The organism is Kitasatospora sp. NPDC090091 (assembly GCF_044747365.1).
Taxonomy (GTDB): Bacteria; Actinomycetota; Actinomycetes; order Streptomycetales; family Streptomycetaceae; genus Kitasatospora.
Genome location: NZ_JBIVDY010000028.1, coordinates 77,924 through 101,563, shown reverse-complemented (window position 1 = coordinate 101,563; position 23,640 = coordinate 77,924). Strand labels below are relative to the sequence as shown.

Below are 23,640 nucleotides of genomic sequence, written 5' to 3'. Positions count from 1 at the left end.
TGGCACGCTGTTGAGTTCTCAAGGAACGGACACTTCCTTCAGGCGGCTTTCACACCGGCCCTCCGGGCGCTTCGTTCTTTCGTGTTTCCAGCTTACCAGACGCTTTCCGCTCCGTTTACCGGGGCTTTTCGCATCCGAAATCCGCTGTTAACCGTCGTCTTGCGGCGACTCGACCAACCATAGCGGGTCACGAGCCGGAGTGCGAATCGCGCCACCCCGGTGTCACCCGTTCGGCGGCGCCATTTGTTGCTCTCGCGAGCATATACAGCAATGGTCCCGATTCGCCAAGATGCCTGTAGAGTGCGGCGCATCGGTGAAGAGGACTAGACCACTGTCGGTCGTCTGGATGACGTCCGACGTGGGCGGACGGGGCACGGTTCTGCGCCCTGGTATGTCAGCAGATGTCCGAAGTTGACATGATTTAGGCTTCAGTCGATGTCCTGCCGCAGCTCGCGGCCGCTCGCTGTACTGCGCACTTGGGAGGCTCAACCATGACCACTGTGACGTCGCCGCTGACCGGCCGTGTCGTCGGGCTCGCCGGCGTGCCGGACCCGGTCTTCTCGGGCGCGATGGTCGGCCCCGGCACCGCGATCGACCCGGTGCGCCAGCCGACCGAGGCCGTCGCCCCGGTGGACGGTGTCGTCGTGTCGATGCACCCGCACGCGTTCGTGGTCGTGGACGCCGACGGGCACGGTGTGCTCACCCACCTCGGCATCGACACCGTGCAGCTGAACGGCGAGGGCTTCGAGCTGCTGGTCGGCAAGGGCGACACGGTGACCCGCGGGCAGGCCGTCATCAAGTGGGACCCGGCCGCCGTCGAGGCCGCCGGCAAGTCTCCGATCTCGCCGATCGTCGCCCTGGAGGCCTCGCCCGAGTCGCTCGGCGACGCCGTGGAGAGCGGCAAGGTCGCCGTCGGCGACGCCCTCTTCAGCTGGCACTGACCTCTTATTACGGACACACCCGCCCCGCGGCACTCGACGGGGCGGCCCGGCACAGCGGTACCCGCGGGGCCGCTTCTCTCAGCGGAGACATGAGACATGGAGAAGACGCTGCGCGGCGTGGGTGTCAGCCACGGGGTCGCGATCGGCCAGGTGCGGCACATGGGCACGGCGGTGCTGGAGCCCCCGGCCACCCAGATCCCGACCGAGGACGCGCCGCGTGAGCAGGCCCGTGCCCAGGCTGCCGTCGAGGCGGTCGCCGCGGACCTGACCGCCCGCGGCAACCTGGCCGGCGGCGAGGCCCAGGCGGTGCTGGAGGCCCAGGCGCTCATGGCGCAGGACCCGGAGCTGATGGCGGACGTCGCGCGCCGGATCGCCGTCGGCAGCAGCGCCGAGCGCGGCATCTACGACGCCTTCGCCGCCTACCGCGCGCTGCTCGCCTCCGCCGGCGACTACCTGGCGGGCCGGGTCGCCGACCTCGACGACGTGCGCAACCGCATCGTGGCGCGGCTGCTGGGCGTGCCGATGCCGGGTGTGCCGGACAGCGACGAGCCGTACGTGCTGTTCGCCCGCGACCTCGCGCCGGCGGACACCGCGCTGCTCGACCCGACGCTGGTGCTGGGCTTCGTGACCGAGGAGGGCGGGCCGACCAGCCACAGCGCGATCCTGGCCCGGGCCATGGGCGTGCCGGCCGTGGTCGCGCTCCCGGGGGCGACCGGCGTCGCCGAGGGCACGGTGGTCGCGGTGGACGGCAGCTCCGGTGACGTGCTGGTGGAGCCGTCCGCGGAGAAGAAGGAGGAGCTGCGCCGGATCGCCGCCGAGCGCAAGGCCGCGCTGGCCGCCTCCTCCGGCCCGGGGCAGACCTCCGACGGACACCGGGTTCCGCTGCTGGCCAACGTGGGCGGCCCGGCAGACCTGCCGGCCGCGCTGGAGGCCGGTGCGGAGGGCGTGGGCCTGTTCCGGACGGAATTCCTCTTCCTGGACGACTCGGCGAAGGCGCCCGCCGAGGCCAAGCAGGTCGAGGCCTACCGGAAGGTGCTGGAGGCCTTCCCGGAGGGCCGGGTCGTGGTGCGGGTGCTGGACGCGGGCGCGGACAAGCCGCTGGACTTCCTGACCCCGGCGGACGAGCCGAACCCCGCTCTGGGCGTGCGCGGTCTGCGGACGCTTCTGGAGCACCCCGACGTCCTGCAGACCCAGCTGCGCGCGCTGGCGACGGCCGCCGAGGGGCTGCCGGTGCACCTTGAGGTGATGGCCCCGATGGTGGCCGACCGCAAGGACGCCCGGGACTTCGCGGACGCGTGCCGCGAGGCGGGCCTGGACGCCAAGTTCGGCGCCATGGTGGAGATCCCCTCCGCTGCTCTGCGGGCGCGCTCGATCCTTCAGGAGGTCGAGTTCCTCTCGCTGGGGACCAACGACCTCGCTCAGTACACCTTCGCCGCCGACCGGCAGGTCGGCGCGCTGGCCCGGCTGCAGGACCCGTGGCAGCCGGCCCTGCTGGACCTGGTCGCGAGCTCCGCCGAGGCGGCGCAGGCCGTCGGCAAGAGCTGCGGCGTCTGCGGCGAGGCGGCCTCCGACCCACTGCTGGCCGTCGTCCTGACCGGTCTCGGGGTCACCAGCCTCTCCATGGGCGCGGCGTCCATCCCGTACGTGCGGACGACGCTGGCCAAGTACACGCTGGCGCAGTGCCGTCGGGCGGCCGAGGCGGCCCGGGCGGCGGACAGCGCCGAGGCGGCGCGGGCCGCGGCGCAGCAGGTGCTGTCGGGCGAGTAGCCGGCGATCGCAGGTGTCGAAGGGGCGCCCCCGTCATGGGGGGCGCCCCTTCGCCGTGTCCGGGAGCCGATGGGCCCCCGGGCGGGGGCCGACGGGGGCCGGGCCGGAGCCGGGTCAGCCCTGGGCGGCCTGGCGGTCGAGCCGGAGCTGCTCGAAGAACCGCAGGTGGTCCAGGTTGTCGACGGAGCCGGGGTTGACGGCCTGCTCCAGCGGGGTGCCGGAGAGCAGTCGCTTGACCGGGACCTCGATGCGCTTGCCGGTGAGGGTGTGCGGGAGGCCGCGGACGGCGATGACCTCGTCGGGGACGTGGCGCGGGGAGAGCTCGGTGCGCAGTGAGGTGCGGATGCGGCCGATGAGGTCGTCGTCGAGGTCGGCGCCGGGGGCGAGGACGACGAAGAGCGGCATCCAGTAGCCGCCGTCGGGCTCCTCCAGGCCGATGACCAGCGACTCGGCGATCTCGGGGAGCCGCTCGACGACCTCGTAGATGTCGGAGGAGCCCATCCGGACGCCCTGGCGGTTGAGGGTGGAGTCGGAGCGGCCGTGGATGACGACGGTGCCCCGGGAGGTGACGGTGATCCAGTCGCCGTGCCGCCAGATGCCGGGGTAGGTGTCGAAGTAGCTGTCGTGGTAGCGGGTGCCGTCGGGGTCGTTCCAGAAGCCGGTGGGCATCGACGGGATGGGCTTGGTCACGACGAGTTCGCCGACGGCGTCGGTGAGCGGGCGGCCCTGGACGTCCCAGGACTCGACGGCGGCGCCGAGGCAGGGGGCCTGGATCTCGCCGAGGTAGACCGGCAGGGTGGGGACGCCGCCGACGAAGCAGGAGCAGACGTCGGTGCCGCCGCTGACGGAGGCCAGCCAGACGTCCTCCTTGACCTCGTCGTAGATCCAGCGGAAGCCGTCGGGCGGGAGCGGGGAGCCGGTGGTGCCGATGCAGCGGACGGCGGAGAGGTCGAGGTCGCGGCCGGGGTGGAGGTCGGCCTTGCGGCTGGCGATCACGTAGGCGGCGGAGGTGCCGAGGACCGTGGCGCGGGTGCGGGCTGCGACGGACCAGAGGGCGCCGGTGTCGGGGTGGCCGGGGCTGCCGTCGTAGGTGACGATCGTGGATCCGGTGAGCAGGCCGGCGAGGAGGAAGTTCCACATCATCCAGCCGGTGGAGGTGTACCAGAGGAAGCGGTCGGCCGGGCCGAGGTCGAGGTGGAGGCCGGCCTGCTTGAGGTGTTCGAGCAGGATGCCGCCCTGGCTCTGGACGATGGCCTTGGGCAGGCCGGTGGTGCCGGAGGAGTAGAGGACCCAGAGCGGGTGGTCGAAGGGGACGGGCTCGAAGACCGGCGCGGTGTCGCCGGCGACGAGGTCGTCCCAGTGCAGGGCGCCTTCGGGGGCGGGGGCGCCGAGCAGCGGGATGTGCACCACGGTGCGCAGGGTGGGGAGCTCGCGGCGGAGTTCGGCGACCACCTCGGTGCGGTCGTGGTCCTTGCCGCCGTAGTGGTAGCCGTCGACGGCGAAGAGGACGGCGGGCTCGATCTGCTGGAGGCGGTCGAGGACGCTGCGGGCGCCGAAGTCGGGGGCGCAGCTGGTCCAGACGGCGCCGACGGCGGCGGTGGCGAGGAGAGCGACGGCCGCCTGCGGGATGTTGGGCAGGTAGGCGCTGACGCGATCGCCGGGGCCGATGCCCCGGGCGCGCAGGGCGGCGGCGAGCGAGCCGACCTGGCGGCGGAGTTCGGACCAGGTGAGGGCGGTCGGCTGCTCGGTGGTCTCGTCGAGGTGGAGGATGGCCGGCTTGTCGGCGTTGGCCTCGTCCTCGGCGGCGCGCAGGGCGTGCTCGGCGTAGTTGAGGCGGCCCCCGGGGAACCAGCGGGCGCCGGGCATGGCCGGGTCGGCGAGGACGGCGTCGGGGGCCTGGGTGAAGCGGACGTCGAACCACTGGGTGACGGCGGTCCAGAAGCGGTCGAGGTCCTCGGTGGACCAGGCGTGCAGGTCGGCGTAGCGCCGCTCGGCCTGCTGGTCGTCGTCGACGGGGGCGAGCGGTGCGGCCGGGGCTCCGTGGTGCCGGGCCGCCCAGGCCTGGAAGGCGACGATCCCGGTGCTGGCGGCGCGGGCGGGGTGCGGGCGCCAGAGCGGCTGGTCCTGGGGTGGGGTGCTCACGGTGGTGGTCTCCCGGCCGGTGGAGGGACGGGCGCGCTTGTGGCAGGGTCCGTCCGGTTGGGGCTGTCGGTGCAGACCCTGCCACGTGATCGCCTGGTGCGCCAGGGTCTGCTCCGGGGGCGCGCGCCTGGTCAGCCCGGTGGCCGGGGGCGGTCAGCGGGGGGCGAACTCGCCGTTGAACCAGGCCTGGGAGACACGGGTGTGGAAGGCGAAGACGAGTGAGGTCTCCGGGGTGGCGAGCAGCCAGCCGTCGGTCTCCTCGGTGGGCTTGGAGGGCGGGAGATCGGCCAGCGGGCGGGCGGGTAGCAGGCCGAAGAGGCAGAGGAAGCCGCCGCGGGTGTCGGAGTCGGTGGCGACCAGGGTGATGTCGGCGGCGTCGGCCAGGATGCCGGTCTCCTCGCGGAGTTCGCGCACGCACGCCTGCTGCCAGCTCTCGCCGTAGTCGACGTAGCCGCCGGGCATGGCGAGTTGGCCGTAGCCGGGTTCTATGGTGCGGCGGATGACGACGAGGGTGGGCTCGGCGTCCTCCTGGATGACCGGGAGGAGGGTGACCACGACGGGCAGCGGGTTGCGGTAGCTGATCTCGGAGCAGCCCGGGCAGGTGCGCGGCCAGGCTTCGGTACCCGGCGGGTAGGGCGCGCCGCACCAGTGACAGTGGGAGTTGGGCCGGTTGCTCGTCCTGCTCACCTCTTGAGTGGTCATGGCCGGATGGTAGTGCGCCCGGGGTGCGGCCGAGGGGGCCGGTCAGCGGATCTCGTCCTCGTGGGTGGGGCGCAGCAGTGCGGGGTGGAGGAGGCGGGCGTCGCCGGCGCGGTAGGTGCGGGCGCGCGGGCCGCCGCGGGCGCCGCCGCGTTCGGTGGTGGTGCCGGTGCTGTCGACGAAGCCGGGGACGGAGAGCACCTTGCGGTGGAAGTTGCCGGGGTGGAGCTTCTCGTCCCAGACGGCCTCGTAGACGGCGCGCAGCTCGGGGATGGTGAAGTCGTACTGGAGGAAGGCGGTGGCCAGCGGGCTGTACTCGATCTTGGCACGGGCGCGGTCGAGGCCGTCGGCGAGGATGCGGGCGTGGTCGAAGGCCAGCGCGATCGGTGCGGGGCCGGCCTCCGCGGTGTGCGGGGCGGCCGCGGTCGGCTCCGTGGCGGGACCGGTGTGCCCCCCGACGCCACCCCCGTGGGTGTCGGCGGGCACACCGGTGGCTGGTGACCGGCCGCTGCGGGGCCGGAGGTCGAGGGCGGTGACGGGGTGCCAGGCGGCGGTGGCCGCGTCGGAGCCGGCCTCGGGGTCGGGCAGGTCGGGGGCGAAGGCCAGGTAGGCGACCGAGACGACGTGCATCCGCGGGTCGCGGTCCGGGGCCCCGTAGGTGCCGAGCTGTTCGAGGTGGATGCGGCTGAGGGCGGCCTCGGCGTCGGCGGTGCCGTGCAGGCCGGTCTCCTCGGCGAGCTCGCGGGCCGCGGCCTCGTCGAGGTCCTCCTCCCCCGCGCGCAGGAATCCGCCGGGCAGCGCCCAGGCGCCCTGGTACGGCGGGGCGGCGCGCTCGACGAGCAGGACGTGCAGGCTGCCGTGGCGCAGGGTCAGGGCGACCACGTCGACGGTGACGGCGACGGGCGTGTAGGCGCGCGGGTCGTAGGCGGCGAGCCACGCGCTCTCGTCGGTGCCGGTGTCGGCGGGGGGCTGCTCCGCGGCCATGGCCGGCTCCTCTCCGTGCGTGGTCGTCGTTCTCCGACTGAGCACAACGTAGCGACCTCCGGGGACCGCGGCAAATGATTTTGGAGGGGTGGGCTGGCGGCCGCGTCCTAGGCTGTGGACCAGGGGTTTCGGTTCGGGAAGGGGGCTCGTGGTGGCCGGGGACGACTTCGCCGCGGCGCTGGCCGCCGGTCCGCTGGTGCTGGACGGCGGGATGTCGAACCAGTTGGCGGCGGCCGGGCACGACCTGTCCGACGCGCTCTGGTCGGCGCGACTGCTGGCCGACGATCCGGCGGCGGTCGTGGCCGTGCACCGGGCGTACTTCGACGCCGGGGCGGAGGTGGCGATCACCGCGAGCTACCAGGCGAGCTTCGAGGGGTTCGCCCGGCGCGGGGTGGGCCGGGCGCACGCGGCGCGGCTGCTGGCGGGCGCGGTGGAACTGGCGCGGGAGGCGGCCGGGCCGGCGGCGGCGGGCCGGCGGCGCTGGGTGGCCGCGTCGGTGGGGCCGTACGGCGCGGTGCTGGCGGACGGCTCGGAGTACCGGGGGCGGTACGGGCTGTCGGTGGCCGAGCTGGAGGCGTTCCACCGGCCGCGGCTTGAGGTGCTGGCGGCGGCCGGGCCGGACGTGCTGGCACTGGAGACGGTGCCGGACGCGGACGAGGCGCGGGCGCTGCTGCGGGCGGTGCGCGGGCTGGGGGTGCCGGCGTGGCTGTCGTACAGCATCGACGGCGGGCGGACCCGGGCGGGCCAGCCGCTGGCGGAGGCGTTCGCGCTCGCGGCGGAGGCCGCGGAGGTGGTGGCGGTCGGGGTGAACTGCTGCTCGCCGGCGGACGCGGACCGGGCGGTGGCACTGGCGGCGCGGGTGACGGGCAAGCCGGTGGTGGTGTACCCCAACAGCGGGGAGGACTGGGACGCCGGGGCGCGGGACTGGCGCGGTGCGCCGACCTTCCGCCCGGGGCAGGTGGCCGGGTGGCTGGGCGACGGCGCCCGGCTGGTGGGCGGCTGCTGCCGGGTGGGTCCGCGGGAGATCGCCGCGCTGGCGGCCGAAGTGGCGCGCGACCGGCGCTGAGGTGAACGCGGGGCGGGCGATTACCGAGGGGGAAGGTGCACGGACCGGTGGCGGCCTGGCAGACTCGTCCCGTTACCACTGCGGTCGACATTGTCGACCGCCTGTCAGCCCGGAGGTATCGAATGCCCGGCCCGATCCAGTCGCTCTCCCGGGCCGCCGCGATCATGCGCCTGCTGGCCGGCGGTGAGCGCCGCCTGGGCCTGTCCGAGGTCGCGACGGCGCTGGACCTCGCCAAGGGCACGGCGCACGGCATCCTGCGCACCCTCCAGCAGGAGGGGTTCGTCGAACAGGACCCGGAGAGCGGCAAGTACCAGCTGGGCGCGGAGCTGCTGCGGCTCGGCCAGAGCTACCTGGACGTGCACGAGTTGCGCGCCCGGGCGCTGGTCTGGGCGGACGACCTGGCCCGGGCGGCCGGCGAGACCGTCTACCTCGGGGTGCTGCACCAGCAGGGCGTGCTGATCGTGCACCACGTGTTCCGGCCGGACGACACCCGGCAGGTGCTGGAGGTCGGCTCGATGCAGCCGCTGCACTCCACCGCGCTGGGCAAGGTGCTGCTGGCCTACGACCCGGTGGCCCGGGGCGAGCTGGGCGAGGGCCCGTTCGAGCCGTACACCGCGCGGACGCTGACCGAGGCCGCGGACGTGGACGCGGAGGCGGCGCTGACCCGCGAGCGCGGCTGGACGGACTCGATCGAGGAGACCTGGGAGGGCGTGGCCTCGATCGGTGCGCTGATCCAGGACCGGCGGCGCAACCCGGTGGGCGCGGTCTGCATCAGCGGCCCGGTCGAGCGGGTCTGCGAGGACGGCTTCGTCAAGCCCTCGCTGGTCGCCTCGGTGCGCAGCGCGGCGCGTGCGATCTCCCGCGACCTCGGGGCCGGCCGGTTCTAGCGGCTGCCCCTCCGGCCGGTTCCGAGGCGCGGCCCTCCGGCCGGCCCGGCGGCCGCTCCCCGGGCGCGAGCGCGCCGGTAACCCCGTGTTCACACTGAGGCGCGGACGGGCCTGACGCCTGTCCGCGCCTTGGCGTTTTGTCCGCATTCGGCCATATCCGCTCGGTAACTTCGAGTGAAGGGTCACAGCTGCGTAACCCGGCCTTGACGCGAAGGCGGCGCGGGGAGGAAGCTTCCGCATGACGGTCGACATTGTCGAACGATGGCCGAGCAGACCACTCCCACAGAGCGCTCACCCGCACAGCGGTCGCTCGGCCACCTGCCCCCACCCGCACCTCCGGGCCAAATGGACAAGGGAGTCTTTGTGTCCGCGTTCTCCAACGGCGACATCTTCGTCGGCGAAACCCTCGGCACCGCCGCCCTCATACTCCTCGGCGGCGGCGTGTGCGCCGCTGTGACGCTCAAGAAGTCGAAGGCCATCAACGCCGGCTGGCTGGCGATCACCTTCGGCTGGGGCTTCGCGGTGATGATCGCCGCCTACATGTCGGCATCCAAGTCCGGCGCGCACCTCAACCCGGCCGTCACCCTCGCCCTCGCCGTCAAGAGCGGCGAATGGGGCGACGTTCCGCTCTACCTCGGCTCGCAGATGCTCGGCGCGATGATCGGCGCCGTCCTCGTCTGGGCCACCTACCTCGGCCAGTTCCAGGAGAACAAGGAGCCGACCCTGGGCATCTTCTCGACCGGTCCCGAGATCCGGAACCCGATCCAGAACATGCTCACCGAGATCATCGGCACCTTCGTGCTCTGCTTCGCGATCCTCACCCAGGCGGGCAACGAGGGCCTCGGCAAGTCCGGCCTCGGCATCCTGATCGTCGCGTTCACCGTCGTGGGCATCGGCCTCTCGCTCGGCGGCCCGACCGGCTACGCCATCAACCCGGTCCGCGACCTGGGCCCGCGCATCGTCCACTCGCTGCTGCCGATCCCGAACAAGGGCGGCTCCGACTGGTCCTACGCCTGGATCCCGGTGGCCGGCCCGCTCGTCGGCGGCCTGCTCGCCGGTGGCCTCTACAACGTCATCTTCTAAAGCCGGCCATCTTTCCGGAACAGGGCATCACCCAGCCCGAGCACGGGGACTGACCCGACAGTCGGACCCACCCACCCCGAACCCCCGAATGAGCCGAGGACCCTCATGACCTCCACTGGCACCGGCAACTACATCGCCGCGATCGACCAGGGCACCACCTCCAGCCGCTGCATCATCTTCGGCGCGGACGGCCGGATCGTCGCCGTCGACCAGCAGGAGCACCGCCAGATCTTCCCCCAGCCCGGTTACGTCGAGCACGACGCCGCCGAGATCTGGACCCGCGTGCAGTCGGTCATCCGCGGCGCCCTGGAGAAGGCCGGCCTGACCAAGGACGACATCCGCGCGATCGGCATCACCAACCAGCGCGAGACCACCGTCCTGTGGGACCGGAACACCGGTGAGCCGGTGCACAACGCGCTGGTGTGGCAGGACACCCGCACCGAGGGCCTCTGCCGCGAGCTGGGCCGCAACGTCGGCCAGGACCGCTTCCGCCGCGAGACCGGCCTCCCGCTGGCCAGCTACTTCGCCGGCCCGAAGATCCGCTGGCTGCTGGACAACGTCGAGGGCCTGCGGGAGCGCGCCGAGGCCGGCGACATCCTGTTCGGCACCATGGACACCTGGGTGATCTGGAACCTCACCGGCGGTGTGAACGGCGGCAAGCACGTCACCGACGTGACCAACGCCAGCCGCACCATGCTGATGAACCTCAAGACCCTGGCCTGGGACGAGAGCATCGCCGAGTCGATGGGCGTGCCGATGGCCGTCCTGCCGGAGATCCGCTCCTCCGCCGAGGTGTACGGCGAGGCCGTCGGCGACCTGGCCGGCGTCCCGGTCGCCTCCGCGCTCGGCGACCAGCAGGCCGCGCTGTTCGGCCAGACCTGCTTCGACGAGGGCGAGGCCAAGTCCACCTACGGCACCGGCACCTTCCTGCTGCTCAACACCGGCGAGAAGATCGTCAACTCGTACCACGGCCTGCTGACCACCGTCGGCTACCGGATCGGCGACCAGGCCCCGGTGTACGCGCTGGAAGGCTCGATCGCCGTCACCGGCTCGCTGGTCCAGTGGCTGCGCGACCAGCTCGGCATCATCTCCACCGCCGCCGAGATCGAGACCCTCGCCAACACCGTCGAGGACAACGGCGGCGCCTACTTCGTCCCGGCCTTCTCCGGCCTGTTCGCCCCGTACTGGCGCTCCGACGCCCGCGGTGTGATCGCAGGCCTCACCCGGTACGTCACCAAGGGCCACCTGGCCCGGGCCGTGCTGGAGGCCACCGCCTGGCAGACCCGCGAGGTCGTCGACGCCATGCAGAAGGACTCCGGCGTCGAGCTCACCGCGCTCAAGGTCGACGGCGGCATGACCAGCAACAACCTGCTCATGCAGAACATCGCCGACGTCCTGGACGCCCCGGTCGAGCGCCCGTACGTGGCCGAGACCACCGCGCTGGGCGCCGCCTACGCCGCCGGTCTGGCCGTCGGCTTCTGGAACGACCTCGACACCCTGCGGGCCAACTGGCACCGCGCCGCCGAGTGGACCCCGCGCATGGACGAGGCCACCCGGGAGCGCGAGTACAAGAAGTGGCTCAAGGCCGTGGAGCGCACCATGGGCTGGGTGGAGGAGGACGAGCAGAACTGACCGCAGAGCCGGCCGGGGCCACGGGCCCCGGCCGGCTCGCCCCCGTTTCACCGGCCCGCCGCACCGGGCCGACCGGCCTCTCAGCAGGGGCCGCACCGCACACCGAGAGGAGTAACGGCGCCGCCCGACCCGCGTCGCCGTAACACACACCATGGCAACCATTCCGACCCTGGGCGCCGAGCGCACCGCCGGCCGCACCGCCTCCCGCGCCGAGACCCGCGAGCTGCTGGGCAAGGCCACCTACGACCTGCTGGTGATCGGGGGCGGCATCCTCGGCACGGCCGTCGCCTGGACCGCCTCCCAGGCCGGCCTCAAGGTCGCCATGGTGGACGCCGGCGACTTCGCTGGAGCCACCTCCAGCGCCTCCTCCAAGCTCGTCCACGGCGGCCTGCGCTACCTGCAGACCGGTGCGGTCAAGCTCGTCGCCGAGAACCACAAGGAGCGCCGCGCGCTCTCCACCGACGTCGCCCCGCACCTGGTCAACCCGCTGACCTTCTTCGTGCCGGTCTACAAGGGCGGCCCGCACAGCGCCCCCAAGCTCGGCGCCGGCGTCTTCCTCTACTCCGCGCTCTCCGCCTTCCGCGACGGCATGGGCCGCGTCTCCACCGCCGCGCACGCCGCCCAGCAGGTGCCCGCGCTGCGCACCGAGGGCCTGCGCTCCGTCGCCGTCTACGGCGACCACCAGATGAACGACTCGCGCGTCGCCGTGATGACCGTGCGCGCCGCCGTCGACGCCGGCGCCGTGGTGCTCAACCACGCCGAGGTCACCGGCCTGCGCTTCACCGGCGGCCGGGTCACCGGCGCCGAGCTGAAGGACCGTCTGGACGGCACCGAGTTCGGCGTCGACGCCCGCCTGGTCCTCAACGCCACCGGCCCCTGGGTCGACCACCTGCGCCGGATGGAGGACGCCGGCGCCGCGCCGTCGATCCGCCTGTCCAAGGGCGCCCACGTGGTGGTCAAGCGCCGCGCCCCGTGGCGCGCCGCCCTCACCATCCCGATCGACAAGTACCGCGTCTCCTTCGCCATCCCGTGGGAGGACCACGTCCTGCTCGGCACCACCGACGAGGAGTACACCGGCGACCCGCAGGACGTCCGGGCCACCGAGGCGGACATCGACCAGATCATGGGCGAGGCCGCGCACGCCATCCGTGACGAGCACCTCGACCGCGACCTGATCACCTACTCCTTCGCCGGCCTGCGGGTCCTGCCCGGCGGCCCCGGCGACACCGCCGCCGCCAAGCGCGAGACCGTCGTCACCGAGGGCAAGGGCGGCATGCTGTCGGTCGCCGGCGGCAAGTGGACCACCTACCGGCACATCGGCCGGACCGTGCTGGAGAAGCTGGCCCACGTGCCCGGCACCAGCCTCGGCGAGGACATGTCCCCGATCGCCCCGACCGTCCCGCTGCCCGGCGTCGGCGCCCCGAACGCCGTCGCGCACCGGCTGCTGATCGACCGCGAGCCGGGCTCCCGCATGGAGCCGCTGGTCGCCAAGCACCTGGCCAGCCACTACGGCACGCTCTCCTTCGAGATCGCCCGCCTGATCGACGAGAACCCGGAGCTGGGCCGGCCGATCCACGAGGACGGTCCGGACGTCTGGGCGCAGGTCGCCTACGCCGCCGACAACGAGTGGGCGTACACCACGGACGACGTGCTGCGCCGCCGCACCACGATGACCGTGCGCGGCCTGGACACGCCGGAGATCCGCGCGGAGGTCGACACCTTCCTCGCGAAGCGTGGGAGCAAGTAAGCACAGCCTCGCGAAGCGTGGAAGCAAGTAAGCACAGCCTCGCGAAGCGTGGAAGCAAGTAGGCAGTAGGCACGGCCTCGCGGAGCGCGGGGACGGGTAAGCAGTAGGCACAGCCTCGCGTGGCGCACCGGTGCTCAGCGGTGTGGAACGGGCGGGCATCCGGTAGGTCCGGGCGCCCGCCCGTTCGCGTTGTCCCACCACTGTTGTCCCACCGGTTGTCACACCGGCACGCCGGCCTTGATCACCTGGCGCAGGTGGCACTCCGGCCGGGTGAGCACGGCGAGGTCCGCCAGCGGGTCGCCGTCGACCACCAGCAGGTCCGCGTGGGCGCCCGGGGCGAGGGTGCCGATCTCCCCCGCCATGCCGAGCAGCCGCGCCGCCGTGACGGTGGCCGAGCGGATCACGTCCGCGGCCGGCTGCACCTCGGCGCGGAGCCGGAACTCCTCCAGCTGGGCCGGGTGCAGCGGGCCGAGCAGGTCGCTCCCGTAGACCAGGTTGACGCCCGCCCGGTGGGCCCGCTCCAACGCGGCCAGCCCCTGGTCACGGACCTCGGCGAGCTTGCCGATCGCCGCGGGCGGCAGGCCCGAGGCGGCGCCGAGCTTCGCGGTCTGCTCGTAGGCGACCAGGGTGGGGACCAGGAAGGCGTCCCGCTCCCGCAGCAGCGCCGCGTTGGCGTCGTCCAGCAGGTTGCCGTGCTCGACGCAGCGCACCCCGGCCCGCAGCGCCCGGTCGATGGCGCGCGGATGGTAGGCGTGCACGGTGACGTAGCGGTTGTGGTTCTCCGCCTCCTCGACGGCCGCGCGGATCTCCTCCTCGCTGTACTGGACGGCCGCGATCTCGTCGTGCGGCGAGGCGACGCCGCCGGAAAGCAGCACCTTGAGGTGCGCGGCGCCCTTGCGGAACTCGTCCCGGGCGGCGGCCCGGACGGCGTCGACACCGTCGGCGATCCGGCCGAAGTGCGGGCGGGCCTCGCAGCAGGGCAGCGCGTCGTCACCGAGGGGGCGCAGGTCGCCGTGTCCGCCGGTCTGGGAGAGCGCCTTGCCGCCGTGGACGAGCCGGGGGCCGGGCACGAGGCCCTCGGCCAGGGCGCGGGCCATGCCGTGGTCGGCGCCCCCGACGTCCCGGACGGTGGTGAAGCCCCGCCGCAGCATGCGCTCGGCCTCGGCGAGAGCGCGGACGGTCGCGTAGCCGGGGGTCCAGTCGGCGACGTCCCGCAGATCGAGGCTGGTGACCAGCAGGTGGACGTGCACATCGATCAGGCCGGGCAGCACGGTGGCACCGCGGGCGTCGATCACCCGCACGTCCTCGCCCGGTGCGGGCGGGCGCCCGGTGCCGGTGGCGGCGATCCGGCCGTCGGCGACCTCCAGCCAGGAGGGCTCGGTGCGGGTGCCGTCCTCGGGGTGGAGCAGGTGGGCGTGGGTGATCAGCAGTCGGTTCATGGCGCGGTCCCCTCCGGTTCGACGCGACCCGTGCTCGGCACGGCCCGCGTTCAATACGGCTCGTATTCAATACGGCATGTATTGAATACACCATGTATCGTTCCGGTGTGAACCCTCCCCCGGCCCGACCCGCCGATCCCCGGCCGCCCCGCCGCCGCACCCACACCCGGGCCCGGCTGCTCGCCGCGGCGAGCGAGCTCTTCCTCACCGTCGGCTTCGCCCGGACGAGCATCGAGGACGTCTGCGCCGCCGCCGGGTACACCCGCGGCGCCTTCTACTCGAACTTCGGCAGCAAGGAGGACCTGCTGCTGGCGCTCTTCGACGAACAGGCTGCGGGCCGGATGGCCGAGTTGGAGCGGCTGGCCACCGCCTGCGAGGCCCTCGCGCCGCAGGAGCGGGCCCGCCGCCTGGTCGAGGCGCTGCTGCGGGTCGACCCGGACGAGGCCGGCTGGATCCTGCTCTTCCTGGAGTTCCGGCTGCTCGCAGCCCGCACCGCCGGGCTGGCCGACCGGGTCGCGGCGCACGACCGCACGGTGTCCGGGGCGCTCGCCGCGGTGCTGGAACGGGCACTGCCGGAGCTGGTGCCGCCGGGCGCCTCCGCGGCGCAGGCTGCCGGAGTGATCCTGGCGGCGCGGGAGGGGCTGCTGGCCCGGACCGCGGCCGGCGGCGAGGCGGCGGAGGAGTTGCTCGCCGCGACCGCCGCCGTGCTGGGCGGAATGCTCGGCTGAGCACCCCGGAACGCGCCGAGGGGCGGCACCCGGTCGATACGGGTGCCGCCCCTCGGGGGTGACGTGCGGGGTGGTGCGGCGCAGGGCCGGCAAGGGCGTTCGGTCGCGACCGCGCCTAGATGACCAGGCTGAGCGGCAGGATCAGGGCGATCGCGACCACGGATATCACCGTCTCCATCACCGACCAGGACTTCAGCGTCTGACCGACGCTCATCCCGAAGTACTCCTTCACCAGCCAGAAGCCCGCGTCGTTCACGTGCGAGAGGAAGAGCGATCCGGCACCGATCGCCAGCACCAGCAGGGCCGCGTGGGTGGAGGACATGCCGGCCGCGAGCGGCGCGACGATGCCGGCCGCGGTGATGGTGGCGACCGTGGCCGAGCCGGTGGCCAGCCGGATCAGGACGGCGATCAGCCAGCCGAGCAGCAGCGCCGAGATGTGCCACTTGCTCGACCACGCGCTGACCGCGTTGCCCACGCCGACGTCGATCAGCGTCTGCTTGAAGCCGCCGCCCGCGCCGACGATGAAGACGATGCCCGCGATCGGGCCGAGCGACGAGCCGACGGTGGCGGAGATCCGCTCCTTGGAGAAGCCGGCCGCCCGGCCGAGCGTCACCATGCCGAGCAGGGTCGCGGCGAGCAGCGCGACCAGCGGCGAGCCGATGAAGTCGAACACGCGCTGGAACAGGGCCTTCGGGTCGTCGATGACCACGTCGGCGAGCGCCTTGCCGAGCATCAGGACCACCGGCAGCAGGATGGTCGCCAGCACCGCGCCGAAGGACGGGGTGCGCTCGTGCTTCTCGGTCTCCACCGGGGTGGTGGTGGCCGGGATCTCCAGCGGGCCCACCCAGCGCTCGGCCAGGCGGGCGAACAGCGGGCCGGCGACGATCAGGGTCGGGACGGCGACGAGCAGGCCGAGCGCCAGGGTGACGCCGAGGTCGGCCTTGAGCGCGTCGACGGCGACCAGCGGGCCCGGGTGCGGCGGGACGAGGCCGTGCAGCACCGAGAGCCCGGCCAGGGCGGGGATGCCGATCCGCATCAGCGGGACGCCGCCGCGGCGCGCGACCAGCAGCACGATCGGGACCAGCAGCACCACGCCGACCTCGAAGAACAGCGGCAGGCCCAGTACGGCGGCGATCAGCGCCATCGCCCAGGGCAGTGCGCGGGTGCCGGAGCGCGCCAGCACGGTGTCCGCGATGGTGTTGGCCCCGCCCGAGTCGGCGAGCAGCTTGCCGAGCATGGCGCCGAGCCCGATCAGCAGGCCGACGCCCGCGACGGTGGCGCCGAAGCCGGTGGAGAAGCTGGCGAGCAGCTTGTCGAACGGGGCGCCGGCGACGGCGGCCAGCAGCCCGGAGCCGAGCGTGAGCGCGAGGAACGGGTGCAGCTTCAGCCTGGTGATCAGCACGACGATCGCGCCGATGCTGAGCAGCACCGCGACCAGCAAGCGGGTGTCGCTGCCGGTGTGCGGCAGGGCGGCCGGTGGGGCGGCCGCCAGCAAGGTGAGGGGCAGGCTCACGCAAGGTCTCCATTGACGGGCCGCAGCAGCGCCACGGCCAGCTCGACGAGTTCTTCGGGGGACGGGCCGACGTCCAGGACGGCGCCGTGCTCGTCCGCCCCGAGGGGTTCCAGGGCGGCGTACTGCGAGGCGAGCAGCGACGACGGCATGAAGTGGCCGGTGCGGTGGGCGAGCCGGTCCTCGACCAGCTCGGTGCCGCCGCTGAGGTGCAGGAAGAAGGCACCCGGGCAGGCCGCGCGCAGGGTGTCGCGGTAGCGGTGCTTCAGCGCCGAGCAGGTGACCACCCCGCCGGTGCCGGCCTCCGTCCGCTCCCGCAGCCAGCCGCCGAGGGCGCGCAGCCAGGGGGAGCGGTCCTCGTCGTCGAGCGGGATGCCGGCCGACATCTTGGCGATGTTGGCCGGCGGGTGGAAGTCGTCCGCCTCGGCGTAGGGGAGGCCGAGGCGGTCGGCCAGGAGGCGGGCCACGGTGGTCTTGCCGACACCGGAGACGCCCATCACCACGACGGTGAGGGGCGTTGCGGGGGTGCCGTGGTTCTCGACGCTGAGAGCCATAGAGGGGTGCTCCTTCGTTGCTGGCCGCCACTATCGCTCCAAAGATATGATGTATTCAAGTCCTGGAAACCAAATCGTCATACTTTTAGAGACCGGTCGGGGGCGGGCGGCGGACCACCGGCGAGCGGGGCGAACCCCTGGGGAGCGGAGCGGGACCGGGCGTCTAGGCTGGGCGGATGGAGATCCAGGGGCTGCCCGGCCGACTGCTTGCGGAGCTCGGGCCGGCGATCGCGTCCGGGGAGATTCCCGAGGGCGCGGTGCTCCGCGGCGAGGAGCTGGAGGAGCGGTTCGGGGTCTCGCGGACGGTGGTCCGCGAGGCGGTGCGCGTCCTGGAGGGGATGCGCATGGTGGCCCCCCGCCGACGGGTCGGCATCACCGTGCTGCCGAAGTCCGACTGGGACGTCTTCGACCCGCTGGTGATCCGCTGGCGCCTGGCCGGCGCCGACCGCCCGGCCCAGCTGCGGTCGCTCGGCTCGCTGCGGGTCGCCGTGGAGCCGGCCGCCGCCGCACTCGCCGCACAGCACGCCAGCGACGACGAGCGGCGTGAACTCAGCGCGCTGGCGGTGGAATTGACGATGACTGCGCGGGCCGCCGACCTGGAGACCTTCCTCCGGCACGACATCGCCTTCCACGCCACAGTGCTGAAGGCCTCCGGCAACGAGATGTTCGCCCACCTCGGCGACACCGTGGGGGCGGTGCTCACGGGCCGCACCGAGTACCATCTGATGCCCCATCAGCCGGAGTCGTACGCAATCCGGCTGCACCGCGAGGTGGCGGAGGCGATCTGCGCGGGGGACGCCGAACACGCGGAGCAGGCGATGCGCACGATCGTGGTGGGCGCCCTGGAGGAGCTCAACCAGCAGCTGCGCTGAGGCGTCCGCGGCGGCGGCGCGCGAGGCCGGCCCGGGTGTCGGGGCTTTCCGGCACAGATCACACGATTTGACGGAACTTCGGCCGATTGGCGCGCATAGTCCGGTTGGTGCAGGGCAGAGTGGTGCGCAGGGGCGCGTTCCGTGCGCCCGTGCCACCCGTCCTGCCACCGTGACCGCGCTGGGGGTCGCCCGATGTCCGTCGCACGCCGTCGCCGCCGTCTGCCCGACGAGGTACGGGTCGCCGTCGTCCGGGCGGTGCTCTGCCTGGCGTTCACCCTGGTCGGCCTGTTGGTCGCGGCACTGGCCTCGTACGCCGACAGCTGGCTGCTGACGCCGGCGCTGATGGCGATGGGGCTCGGCGTCTTCGGCACGATGTGGTGCCTGTTGGAGATCCTGATCTCGCGCCAGGTGGCGGCCCAGCGGGTGCGTGGGCCGAACGCGGCCTCGCCGATGGCGGGCAGCCGGGCGGCGGCGCCCGTGCCACCACCGCAACCGCGCCCGCTCCCCCACCCGCAACCGCGACCCCACCCGGCGGCACCGCCCGCGCGTCAGCCCCAGGAACGGCAGCAGCAGGCACGGCAGGCTCAGGGGTGGCAGCCGCCGGAGCGACCGTCGCCGGGGTGGCAGTCGCAGCAGAACCGGCCACCGCAGGGCGGCCGGCAGTCGCGCGTGCCGATGCCGTAGCGGCTGCGGGTGCCGTGGCCGTTGCGCGCGCCCGTGGCCGCTGCGCGTACCGATGCCGTGGCCGCTGCGGGTGCCGTGGCCGCTCCGGTGCCCGCAGCGGCTGCGCCCCGGCCCCCGGCCGGGACACGGGCGCCCCGCTCCCCGGCGGAGGAGCGGGGCGTCCGGCGCGCGCGTCAGGAGGCCGGGGCGTCCGCGGGGCGCTTGAACATCCGGGTGGCGGTGATCTCGCCGTGGATGGTCGGGCCGTCCGGGTCCGGCGCGGCCGGCAGGCCGGGCCGCAGGTGCTCCTCCACCGAGATGTACTTCAGCCCGGCCCGCAGGTCGGCGTCGTTGCGCAGCCGGATGACCAGCGGGAACTCGGCGAGCGCGGTGGTGTCGAACAGACCGGTGGTGTAGATCAGCTGGACGCCGAGCGCGTCCGCGACCGCCCGCTGGAGCTCCAGCAGGTAGGTGGCGTTGGCGCGGCCGATCGGGTTGTCCAGGAAGAGCGTGCCGGCGTGCCGCAGCTGGGACTGGCCGCGGTCGTTGGCCCGCAGCGCGGCCATGGTGCAGTAGAGCGCGATGGCCGCGGTGAGCAGCTGGCCGCCGGAGAAGACGTCGGACATCTGGCCGACGCTCACCCGCTCGGCACGTAGCACTGCGTCGGGCTTGAGGATCTCGACGCTCACGCCGCGCGGGCCGATCGCGGCGGCGACGCCGCGCAGCAGCAGCGACATGCCGTCGCGGCGGAGGTCGCTGTTCTTCCTGACGGCGGCCCGGGTCGCCTCGTCGATGACCTCGCCGAGCCGTTCGACCAGGGTGGCGTGGTCCGGGTCCTCGAAGCGGATCCGCAGGAACTCCTGGCCGGACCACTCCCCCAGGCCCTCGGGCAGGCGGGAGAGCCGCTGCGCCGCGCGCAGGGTGGCGAGCGAGGACTCGACCAGGCCGCGCAGGCGGTCGACGATCGAGCCGCGGTTCTTCTCCAGCTGGGCGAGCTCGTCGGTGAGCACGCGCAGGCGGGGGGCGAAGGCGGCGGCCCAGGCGGCCGCGTGGTCCGGCAGGGCGGAGGCGGGCAGCTCGCGGATCTGCTGGCGGGCGGGGGTGCGGACGGCCTCGTAGCGGGCCGCGTTGGCGTGCCGGACGAGGGCGTCGGAGGCGTCGCGGACGGCGAGTTCGGCCGAGGAGAGCTCGCCGGCCGCGGTGCGCAGGGCCCGGCGGGCCTCGGCGGCGGCGGTGCGGGCGTCGGCGAGCGAGCCGAGGTACGGCTCGACCGGCCGGCCCTCGTCGTCCTGGTGCTCGCGCAGGCCGTCGCGGAGCTGGCCGGCGTGCTCGTCGAAGTCCGCGGCGGCGGCCTCGGCGGCGTCGAAGGTGCGCTGCAGGTCGGCGTGGGCGGTGCGGGCGGAGTCGACCGTCTCGCGGCGCTCGGCCAGCCGGCTGGTGGCGGTGCGCAGCAGGACCTGGGCGTGCTCGGGGTCGGTGGGGACGAGGTCTTCGGGCAGCTCGGTGTGGGCGTCGCCGTCCGCCGGGGCGGAGCGCTCGGCCTCGCCGCGCAGGCGGCCGAGCTGCTCGCTGGCGGCGGCCGCACGGGCCTCGATGGTGGCGACCAGCTCCTCGGCGCGGGCGGCGGCGGCCTGGCGGGCCGGGCCGTCGGCGCCGTCCGGACTGCCCAGCAGCTCCTCGGCACGGGTGCGGACCTTGTTGGTGAGGCGGTCGAGCTCGGCCGCGGCGGTGGCCTCGTCGCCCTCGGCGCGGGCCTGCTCGGCGCGCAGGTCGGCGCCGACGCCGACCTTCTCGTAGAGCTGGGAGGCGGCGCGGTAGGCCTCGCGCAGTGCGGGCAGCGCGCCGGGCGCGGTGGTGTCGGGCTCGTCGGACTGCTCGCCGGCCGGGATCTCGGCGCGCTCGGCGCGCAGGGTGCGGGCTGTGCGGCGGGCGTCGTCGGCGGCGCGCTGCGCGGCGCGGCGGTCCTCGTCGCAGGTGCGGGCGCGCTCGGCGCAGACCGTCTGGCGGCGGTCGCACTCGGCGGCGTCCTCGGCGAGTTCGCGCTGGCGGCGGGTCCAGCCCGCGCGCTCGCGCAGGCGGAAGGCGAGGCCGGAGAGCGCGTCGGCGCGGCGGCGGGCGCGCTGGGCGCTCTCGCGGTGCTCCTCGTGGGTGACGGCGGCGGCGGCGTGGTCGGTCTCGGCCTCGTCGTGGTCGGCGCGCAGGGTGCCGAGGGCGGCGCTGGCCTGCTCGGCGTGCTCCCGGGCGGCCTCGGCCGCGGCGGCCAGCTCGGCGAGGGTGCCGGGCGGGCAGCTGGCGTGCCAGGAGGCGAGGCGCGCGGCGAGGGCGCGGTCGCCGCCGAGGCGGGCGGCCAGCTCGCGGATGTGCTCCTCGCGGGCGGTGGCGCGGGCGCGCAGCTCGCGGCGCTCGCCGTCGGCCGCGGACTCGTCGTGCATGGCCGGGTTCGGCGGGACGAGGAAGAACGCCGGCTCGTCGGTGATCGGGGCGATCAGGGAGGCGGCGGCGCCGACGGCGACGGTGGAGCGCGGCAGCAGGGCGGCGGCCTGCAGCGCCTCGCGGGCGCGCTCCAGCGAGTTGGGGTCGGTGATGACCACGCCGTCGACCAGTTCGGGACGGGCGGCGAGGATCGCCTCGTGGTCGGCCGGGTCGACGGACTGGGCCAGGTAGCGCCACCCGGGCAGCGCCGGGATGCCGTGCTCGGCCAGGTACTCGACGGTGGCGAGGACGTCCGGGCCGGGCGGCAACAGGCCGCCGTCGCCGAGGGCGGCGAGGATGCGGGCGTCGTCGGCGGCGGCGGTGCGCAGGTCGAACAGGGTGCGCTCGGCGGTGGCGATGGCCTCGTCGAGCAGCTCGCGCAGGTACTCGGCGGAGCGGTCGAGGACGGCGGGGGTGAGGAAGCCCGCGTCCTCCTCGGCGCTGTCCTGGTAGGGCGTCAGGGAGAGCAGGTCGGCCAGGCGCGGCTCGGTGGCGAGCAGGGCGGCGGTGCGCTGCTCGGCGGCGAGGGCCCGGGCGGCGGCCTTGCGGGCGTCGTTGGCGCGCGCCGCGGCGAGCTCGGCGCGGCCGGTGGCGGCGGCGGCCTCGCGCAGCCGGGTGGCGGCCGCCTCGGCGGCGGTGCGGGCCTGGGCCAGGGCGGCGCCGGCGCTCTTCTCGACGTCGGCGGCGTGCAGCGCGGCGCGGGCCGGGTCGACGTCCCCGTCGGCGTCGATGAACCCGGCCTCGACGGCGGCCGCGGTCTCCTGCTCGACCTCGACGAGGCGCTGGCGCAGGTGTTCCGCCTCGCTGCGTGCCTTCTGCGCGGCGGTGGCGGCCTCGGTGGCGTCCGACTGGGCCTTGGCGCCGTCGGCCTGCAGCTCGCCGGCGCGCTCCTCCTCGGTGTCGGCGCGGGTCTCGGCGGCCGCGGCGGCGGCTTCGAGGGCGCGGGCGAGGGCGGTGGCGGCGCGGGCGCGGGCGGCCAGGGCCGGGGCGGCGTCGAGCTCGGCCTCGCGGATGGCGGCGGCGACCCGGGCCACCCGGTCGGCGGCGGCGCGGTGGCGCAGCACCGCCTCGGCTGCCTGCCAGGCGGAGTGCAGGGTGCGGGCGTCGGTGAGCTCCCGGCGCAGGGCGGCGGCCTCGGTGGTGGCGGCGGCCAGGCCGAGGGTGGCGTGCCGGTGGGTGAGTTCGGCGGTGATCAGGGTGTGCCGGGTGCGGTCGGCCTCGGCGGCGGTGACGGCGCTCGCCGCGGCGGCGACCTCGATGGCGAGGTCCTGGGCGCGGTCGCGCTCGGCGGCGGCGCGGGAGGCCAGGGCGTGGGCGAGGCGGCGGGTGCGGCGCTCGGCGGTGCGGTGGGCCTCGCGGACGGTCTCGCGGGCGGTGGTCGCCTCGGCGATCCGCTCCAGCAGGTCGAGCGAGCCCGCGGTGAAGTCGCGTTCGGCGGTGAGTTCGGCGCGGCGGCCGAGCTTGGCGGCGAAGCCGTGGACGAGGTCGGCCAGGCCGTCGGTGTCGCGGGTGTCGGTGACGGCGCGCAGCAGCAGGTCGGTGAAGTCGCTGTCGTGCTTGACCGCGAAGAGGCCGGCGGCCTCGCCCTCGTCGGCGTTCATCTCGCGCTGGTAGCGGAAGAGTTCGGGGTCGAGGCCGAGGTCGCCGAGGTGCTCGGTCCAGCGGTCGTGGCCGTCCTCGAAGACCAGGTCGAGGTGGGGGTGGGCCTTGCCGGCCTCGGTGAGGGCGTCGCGGAAGCCCTTCATGGTGCGGCGGCGTCCGCGGGCCTTCTGGTCGCCCGCCAGGCTGACCCGCTCGGCGACCGGGAGGGAGTCCAGCGTCAGGCCCGGGCCGGGGCGGAAGGAGTACCAGGTCTCGGCGAACTTGCGCGGGTCGGAGGAGACCTGGCGGCCGCGCCACTCGCTGACCTTGCCGACCACGATCAGCTCGCCGGTGACGGTGTGCTGCCACTCCAGGGCGACGTGGCCGCAGTCGTCGGCGAGCAGGAACTTGCGCAGCACGCCGGAGCTGGCGCCGCCGAGGGTGTTCCGGTGGCCGGGGAGCATGACCGAGAAGATCAGCTTGAGCAGGACGGACTTGCCGCCGCCGTTCTCCAGGAAGAGCACGCCGGCCGGGGCGGGGCGGCGCACCGGACCGTCGGTGTCCTCGCCGAAGAGGCCGATCTGCTGGGGCGCCGGGTCGGCGACCGGCTCGCCGACGCCGCGCAGGTCGAGCACCGTGTCGGCGTAGCGGGCGCCGGCCGGTCCGATCGAGTACAGGCGGACCCGGTTGAGCTCGTACATGTGCGGCGGTTCTCCAGGAAGCGGGTGGGGTGGTCGGACGGTCGGGGGGTGGCGCCCCGGGGCCGGTGGCCTGCACCGGCGCCGTTGGGGGCGACGCGGTGGCGGTGCGGTGGCGGGTGCTGCGGTGGGTGCGGCGGCGGTGGGCGGGCGCCGCTCCGTCCGGCGCCGTTGC

General features: G+C 74.3%; 17 protein-coding genes. 10 read left to right on the top strand and 7 right to left on the bottom strand.

Going from position 1 to position 23,640, the window contains the following annotated elements; translation table 11 throughout:
• Positions 1–491 precede the first annotated feature (491 nt).
• Both ACIPSC_RS34265 and ptsP read left to right on the top strand, forming a co-directional pair.
• Positions 492–941 (top strand): PTS glucose transporter subunit IIA, encoded by a 450-nt coding sequence (locus ACIPSC_RS34265; protein WP_400832219.1) that lies wholly within the window; start codon positions 492–494, stop codon positions 939–941.
• A gap of 96 nt (positions 942–1,037) precedes the next feature.
• Positions 1,038–2,708 carry a phosphoenolpyruvate--protein phosphotransferase gene (ptsP, locus tag ACIPSC_RS34260; protein WP_400832215.1) on the top strand — a complete coding sequence of 557 codons (1,671 nt, stop codon included), beginning with the start codon at positions 1,038–1,040 and terminating at the stop codon, positions 2,706–2,708.
• A gap of 114 nt (positions 2,709–2,822) precedes the next feature.
• Here ptsP and ACIPSC_RS34255 read toward each other — a convergent pair whose 3' ends face one another.
• The 3 genes from ACIPSC_RS34255 to ACIPSC_RS34245 form a co-directional block, all read right to left on the bottom strand.
• Positions 2,823–4,850, bottom strand: coding sequence for an acetoacetate--CoA ligase (locus tag ACIPSC_RS34255; protein WP_400832210.1), 2,028 nt, complete (start codon positions 4,848–4,850; stop codon positions 2,823–2,825).
• A 153-nt stretch (positions 4,851–5,003) separates the two neighbouring features.
• On the bottom strand, positions 5,004–5,552 hold the full coding sequence (locus ACIPSC_RS34250) for an NUDIX domain-containing protein (protein WP_400832206.1): 549 nt from the start codon (positions 5,550–5,552) through the stop codon (positions 5,004–5,006).
• A 42-nt stretch (positions 5,553–5,594) separates the two neighbouring features.
• A complete protein-coding gene (locus ACIPSC_RS34245; RefSeq protein ID WP_400832203.1) occupies positions 5,595–6,533 on the bottom strand; it encodes an NUDIX hydrolase in 939 nt (312 codons plus the stop codon).
• 151 nt (positions 6,534–6,684) lie between these two features.
• On the opposite strand from ACIPSC_RS34245, the gene mmuM reads away from it, so the two are divergent.
• From mmuM to ACIPSC_RS34220, 5 genes are all read left to right on the top strand, one after another.
• Entirely contained in the window at positions 6,685–7,599 is a 915-nt protein-coding gene (mmuM, locus tag ACIPSC_RS34240) for a homocysteine S-methyltransferase (RefSeq protein WP_400832201.1), read from the top strand.
• Positions 7,600–7,721: 122 nt separating this feature from the next.
• Positions 7,722–8,486, top strand: coding sequence for an IclR family transcriptional regulator (locus tag ACIPSC_RS34235; RefSeq protein WP_400832199.1), 765 nt, complete (start codon positions 7,722–7,724; stop codon positions 8,484–8,486).
• A 345-nt stretch (positions 8,487–8,831) separates the two neighbouring features.
• Positions 8,832–9,569: an MIP/aquaporin family protein gene (locus ACIPSC_RS34230; protein ID WP_380237897.1), complete on the top strand. Its 738-nt coding sequence runs from the start codon at positions 8,832–8,834 to the stop codon at positions 9,567–9,569.
• Positions 9,570–9,674: 105 nt separating this feature from the next.
• Complete coding sequence (gene glpK / locus ACIPSC_RS34225) at positions 9,675–11,201, top strand: glycerol kinase GlpK (protein ID WP_400832194.1); 1,527 nt, start codon at positions 9,675–9,677, stop codon at positions 11,199–11,201.
• 151 nt (positions 11,202–11,352) lie between these two features.
• Complete coding sequence (locus ACIPSC_RS34220; protein ID WP_313766676.1) at positions 11,353–12,948, top strand: glycerol-3-phosphate dehydrogenase/oxidase; 1,596 nt, start codon at positions 11,353–11,355, stop codon at positions 12,946–12,948.
• Between the two features lie 218 nt (positions 12,949–13,166).
• On the opposite strand, the gene ACIPSC_RS34215 is transcribed toward ACIPSC_RS34220, so the two are convergent.
• Entirely contained in the window at positions 13,167–14,387 is a 1,221-nt protein-coding gene (locus tag ACIPSC_RS34215; protein ID WP_400832192.1) for an amidohydrolase family protein, read from the bottom strand.
• A 107-nt stretch (positions 14,388–14,494) separates the two neighbouring features.
• Between ACIPSC_RS34215 and ACIPSC_RS34210 the strand changes: the two genes are divergently transcribed.
• Positions 14,495–15,115 (top strand): TetR/AcrR family transcriptional regulator, encoded by a 621-nt coding sequence (locus ACIPSC_RS34210; RefSeq protein WP_400832187.1) that lies wholly within the window; start codon positions 14,495–14,497, stop codon positions 15,113–15,115.
• Positions 15,116–15,230: 115 nt separating this feature from the next.
• On the opposite strand, the gene ACIPSC_RS34205 is transcribed toward ACIPSC_RS34210, so the two are convergent.
• Together ACIPSC_RS34205 and ACIPSC_RS34200 are read right to left on the bottom strand one after the other, a co-directional pair.
• Positions 15,231–16,622, bottom strand: coding sequence for a gluconate:H+ symporter (locus ACIPSC_RS34205; protein WP_400832229.1), 1,392 nt, complete (start codon positions 16,620–16,622; stop codon positions 15,231–15,233).
• Between the two features lie 2 nt (positions 16,623–16,624).
• Positions 16,625–17,179: a gluconokinase gene (locus ACIPSC_RS34200; RefSeq protein ID WP_400832183.1), complete on the bottom strand. Its 555-nt coding sequence runs from the start codon at positions 17,177–17,179 to the stop codon at positions 16,625–16,627.
• 176 nt (positions 17,180–17,355) lie between these two features.
• Between ACIPSC_RS34200 and ACIPSC_RS34195 the strand changes: the two genes are divergently transcribed.
• Together ACIPSC_RS34195 and ACIPSC_RS34190 are read left to right on the top strand one after the other, a co-directional pair.
• Entirely contained in the window at positions 17,356–18,051 is a 696-nt protein-coding gene (locus ACIPSC_RS34195; RefSeq protein ID WP_400832180.1) for a FadR/GntR family transcriptional regulator, read from the top strand.
• 192 nt (positions 18,052–18,243) lie between these two features.
• Entirely contained in the window at positions 18,244–18,735 is a 492-nt protein-coding gene (locus ACIPSC_RS34190; RefSeq protein ID WP_400832177.1) for a hypothetical protein, read from the top strand.
• 173 nt (positions 18,736–18,908) lie between these two features.
• Here the strand turns inward: ACIPSC_RS34190 and ACIPSC_RS34185 are convergent, their stop codons facing one another.
• Positions 18,909–23,468, bottom strand: coding sequence for a hypothetical protein (locus ACIPSC_RS34185; RefSeq protein WP_400832174.1), 4,560 nt, complete (start codon positions 23,466–23,468; stop codon positions 18,909–18,911).
• Positions 23,469–23,640: the final 172 nt, after the last annotated feature.

Coding starts and splice junctions, on each gene's coding strand:
- ACIPSC_RS34265 (WP_400832219.1), top strand. CDS start 492: ATGACCACTGTGACGTCGCCGCTGACCGGCCGTGTCGTCGGGCTCGCC.
- ptsP (WP_400832215.1), top strand. CDS start 1,038: ATGGAGAAGACGCTGCGCGGCGTGGGTGTCAGCCACGGGGTCGCGATC.
- ACIPSC_RS34250 (WP_400832206.1), bottom strand. CDS start 5,552: ATGACCACTCAAGAGGTGAGCAGGACGAGCAACCGGCCCAACTCCCAC.
- ACIPSC_RS34245 (WP_400832203.1), bottom strand. CDS start 6,533: ATGGCCGCGGAGCAGCCCCCCGCCGACACCGGCACCGACGAGAGCGCG.
- ACIPSC_RS34235 (WP_400832199.1), top strand. CDS start 7,722: ATGCCCGGCCCGATCCAGTCGCTCTCCCGGGCCGCCGCGATCATGCGC.
- ACIPSC_RS34230 (WP_380237897.1), top strand. CDS start 8,832: ATGGACAAGGGAGTCTTTGTGTCCGCGTTCTCCAACGGCGACATCTTC.
- glpK (WP_400832194.1), top strand. CDS start 9,675: ATGACCTCCACTGGCACCGGCAACTACATCGCCGCGATCGACCAGGGC.
- ACIPSC_RS34220 (WP_313766676.1), top strand. CDS start 11,353: ATGGCAACCATTCCGACCCTGGGCGCCGAGCGCACCGCCGGCCGCACC.
- ACIPSC_RS34215 (WP_400832192.1), bottom strand. CDS start 14,387: ATGAACCGACTGCTGATCACCCACGCCCACCTGCTCCACCCCGAGGAC.
- ACIPSC_RS34200 (WP_400832183.1), bottom strand. CDS start 17,179: ATGGCTCTCAGCGTCGAGAACCACGGCACCCCCGCAACGCCCCTCACC.
- ACIPSC_RS34195 (WP_400832180.1), top strand. CDS start 17,356: ATGGAGATCCAGGGGCTGCCCGGCCGACTGCTTGCGGAGCTCGGGCCG.
- ACIPSC_RS34190 (WP_400832177.1), top strand. CDS start 18,244: ATGTCCGTCGCACGCCGTCGCCGCCGTCTGCCCGACGAGGTACGGGTC.
- ACIPSC_RS34185 (WP_400832174.1), bottom strand. CDS start 23,468: ATGTACGAGCTCAACCGGGTCCGCCTGTACTCGATCGGACCGGCCGGC.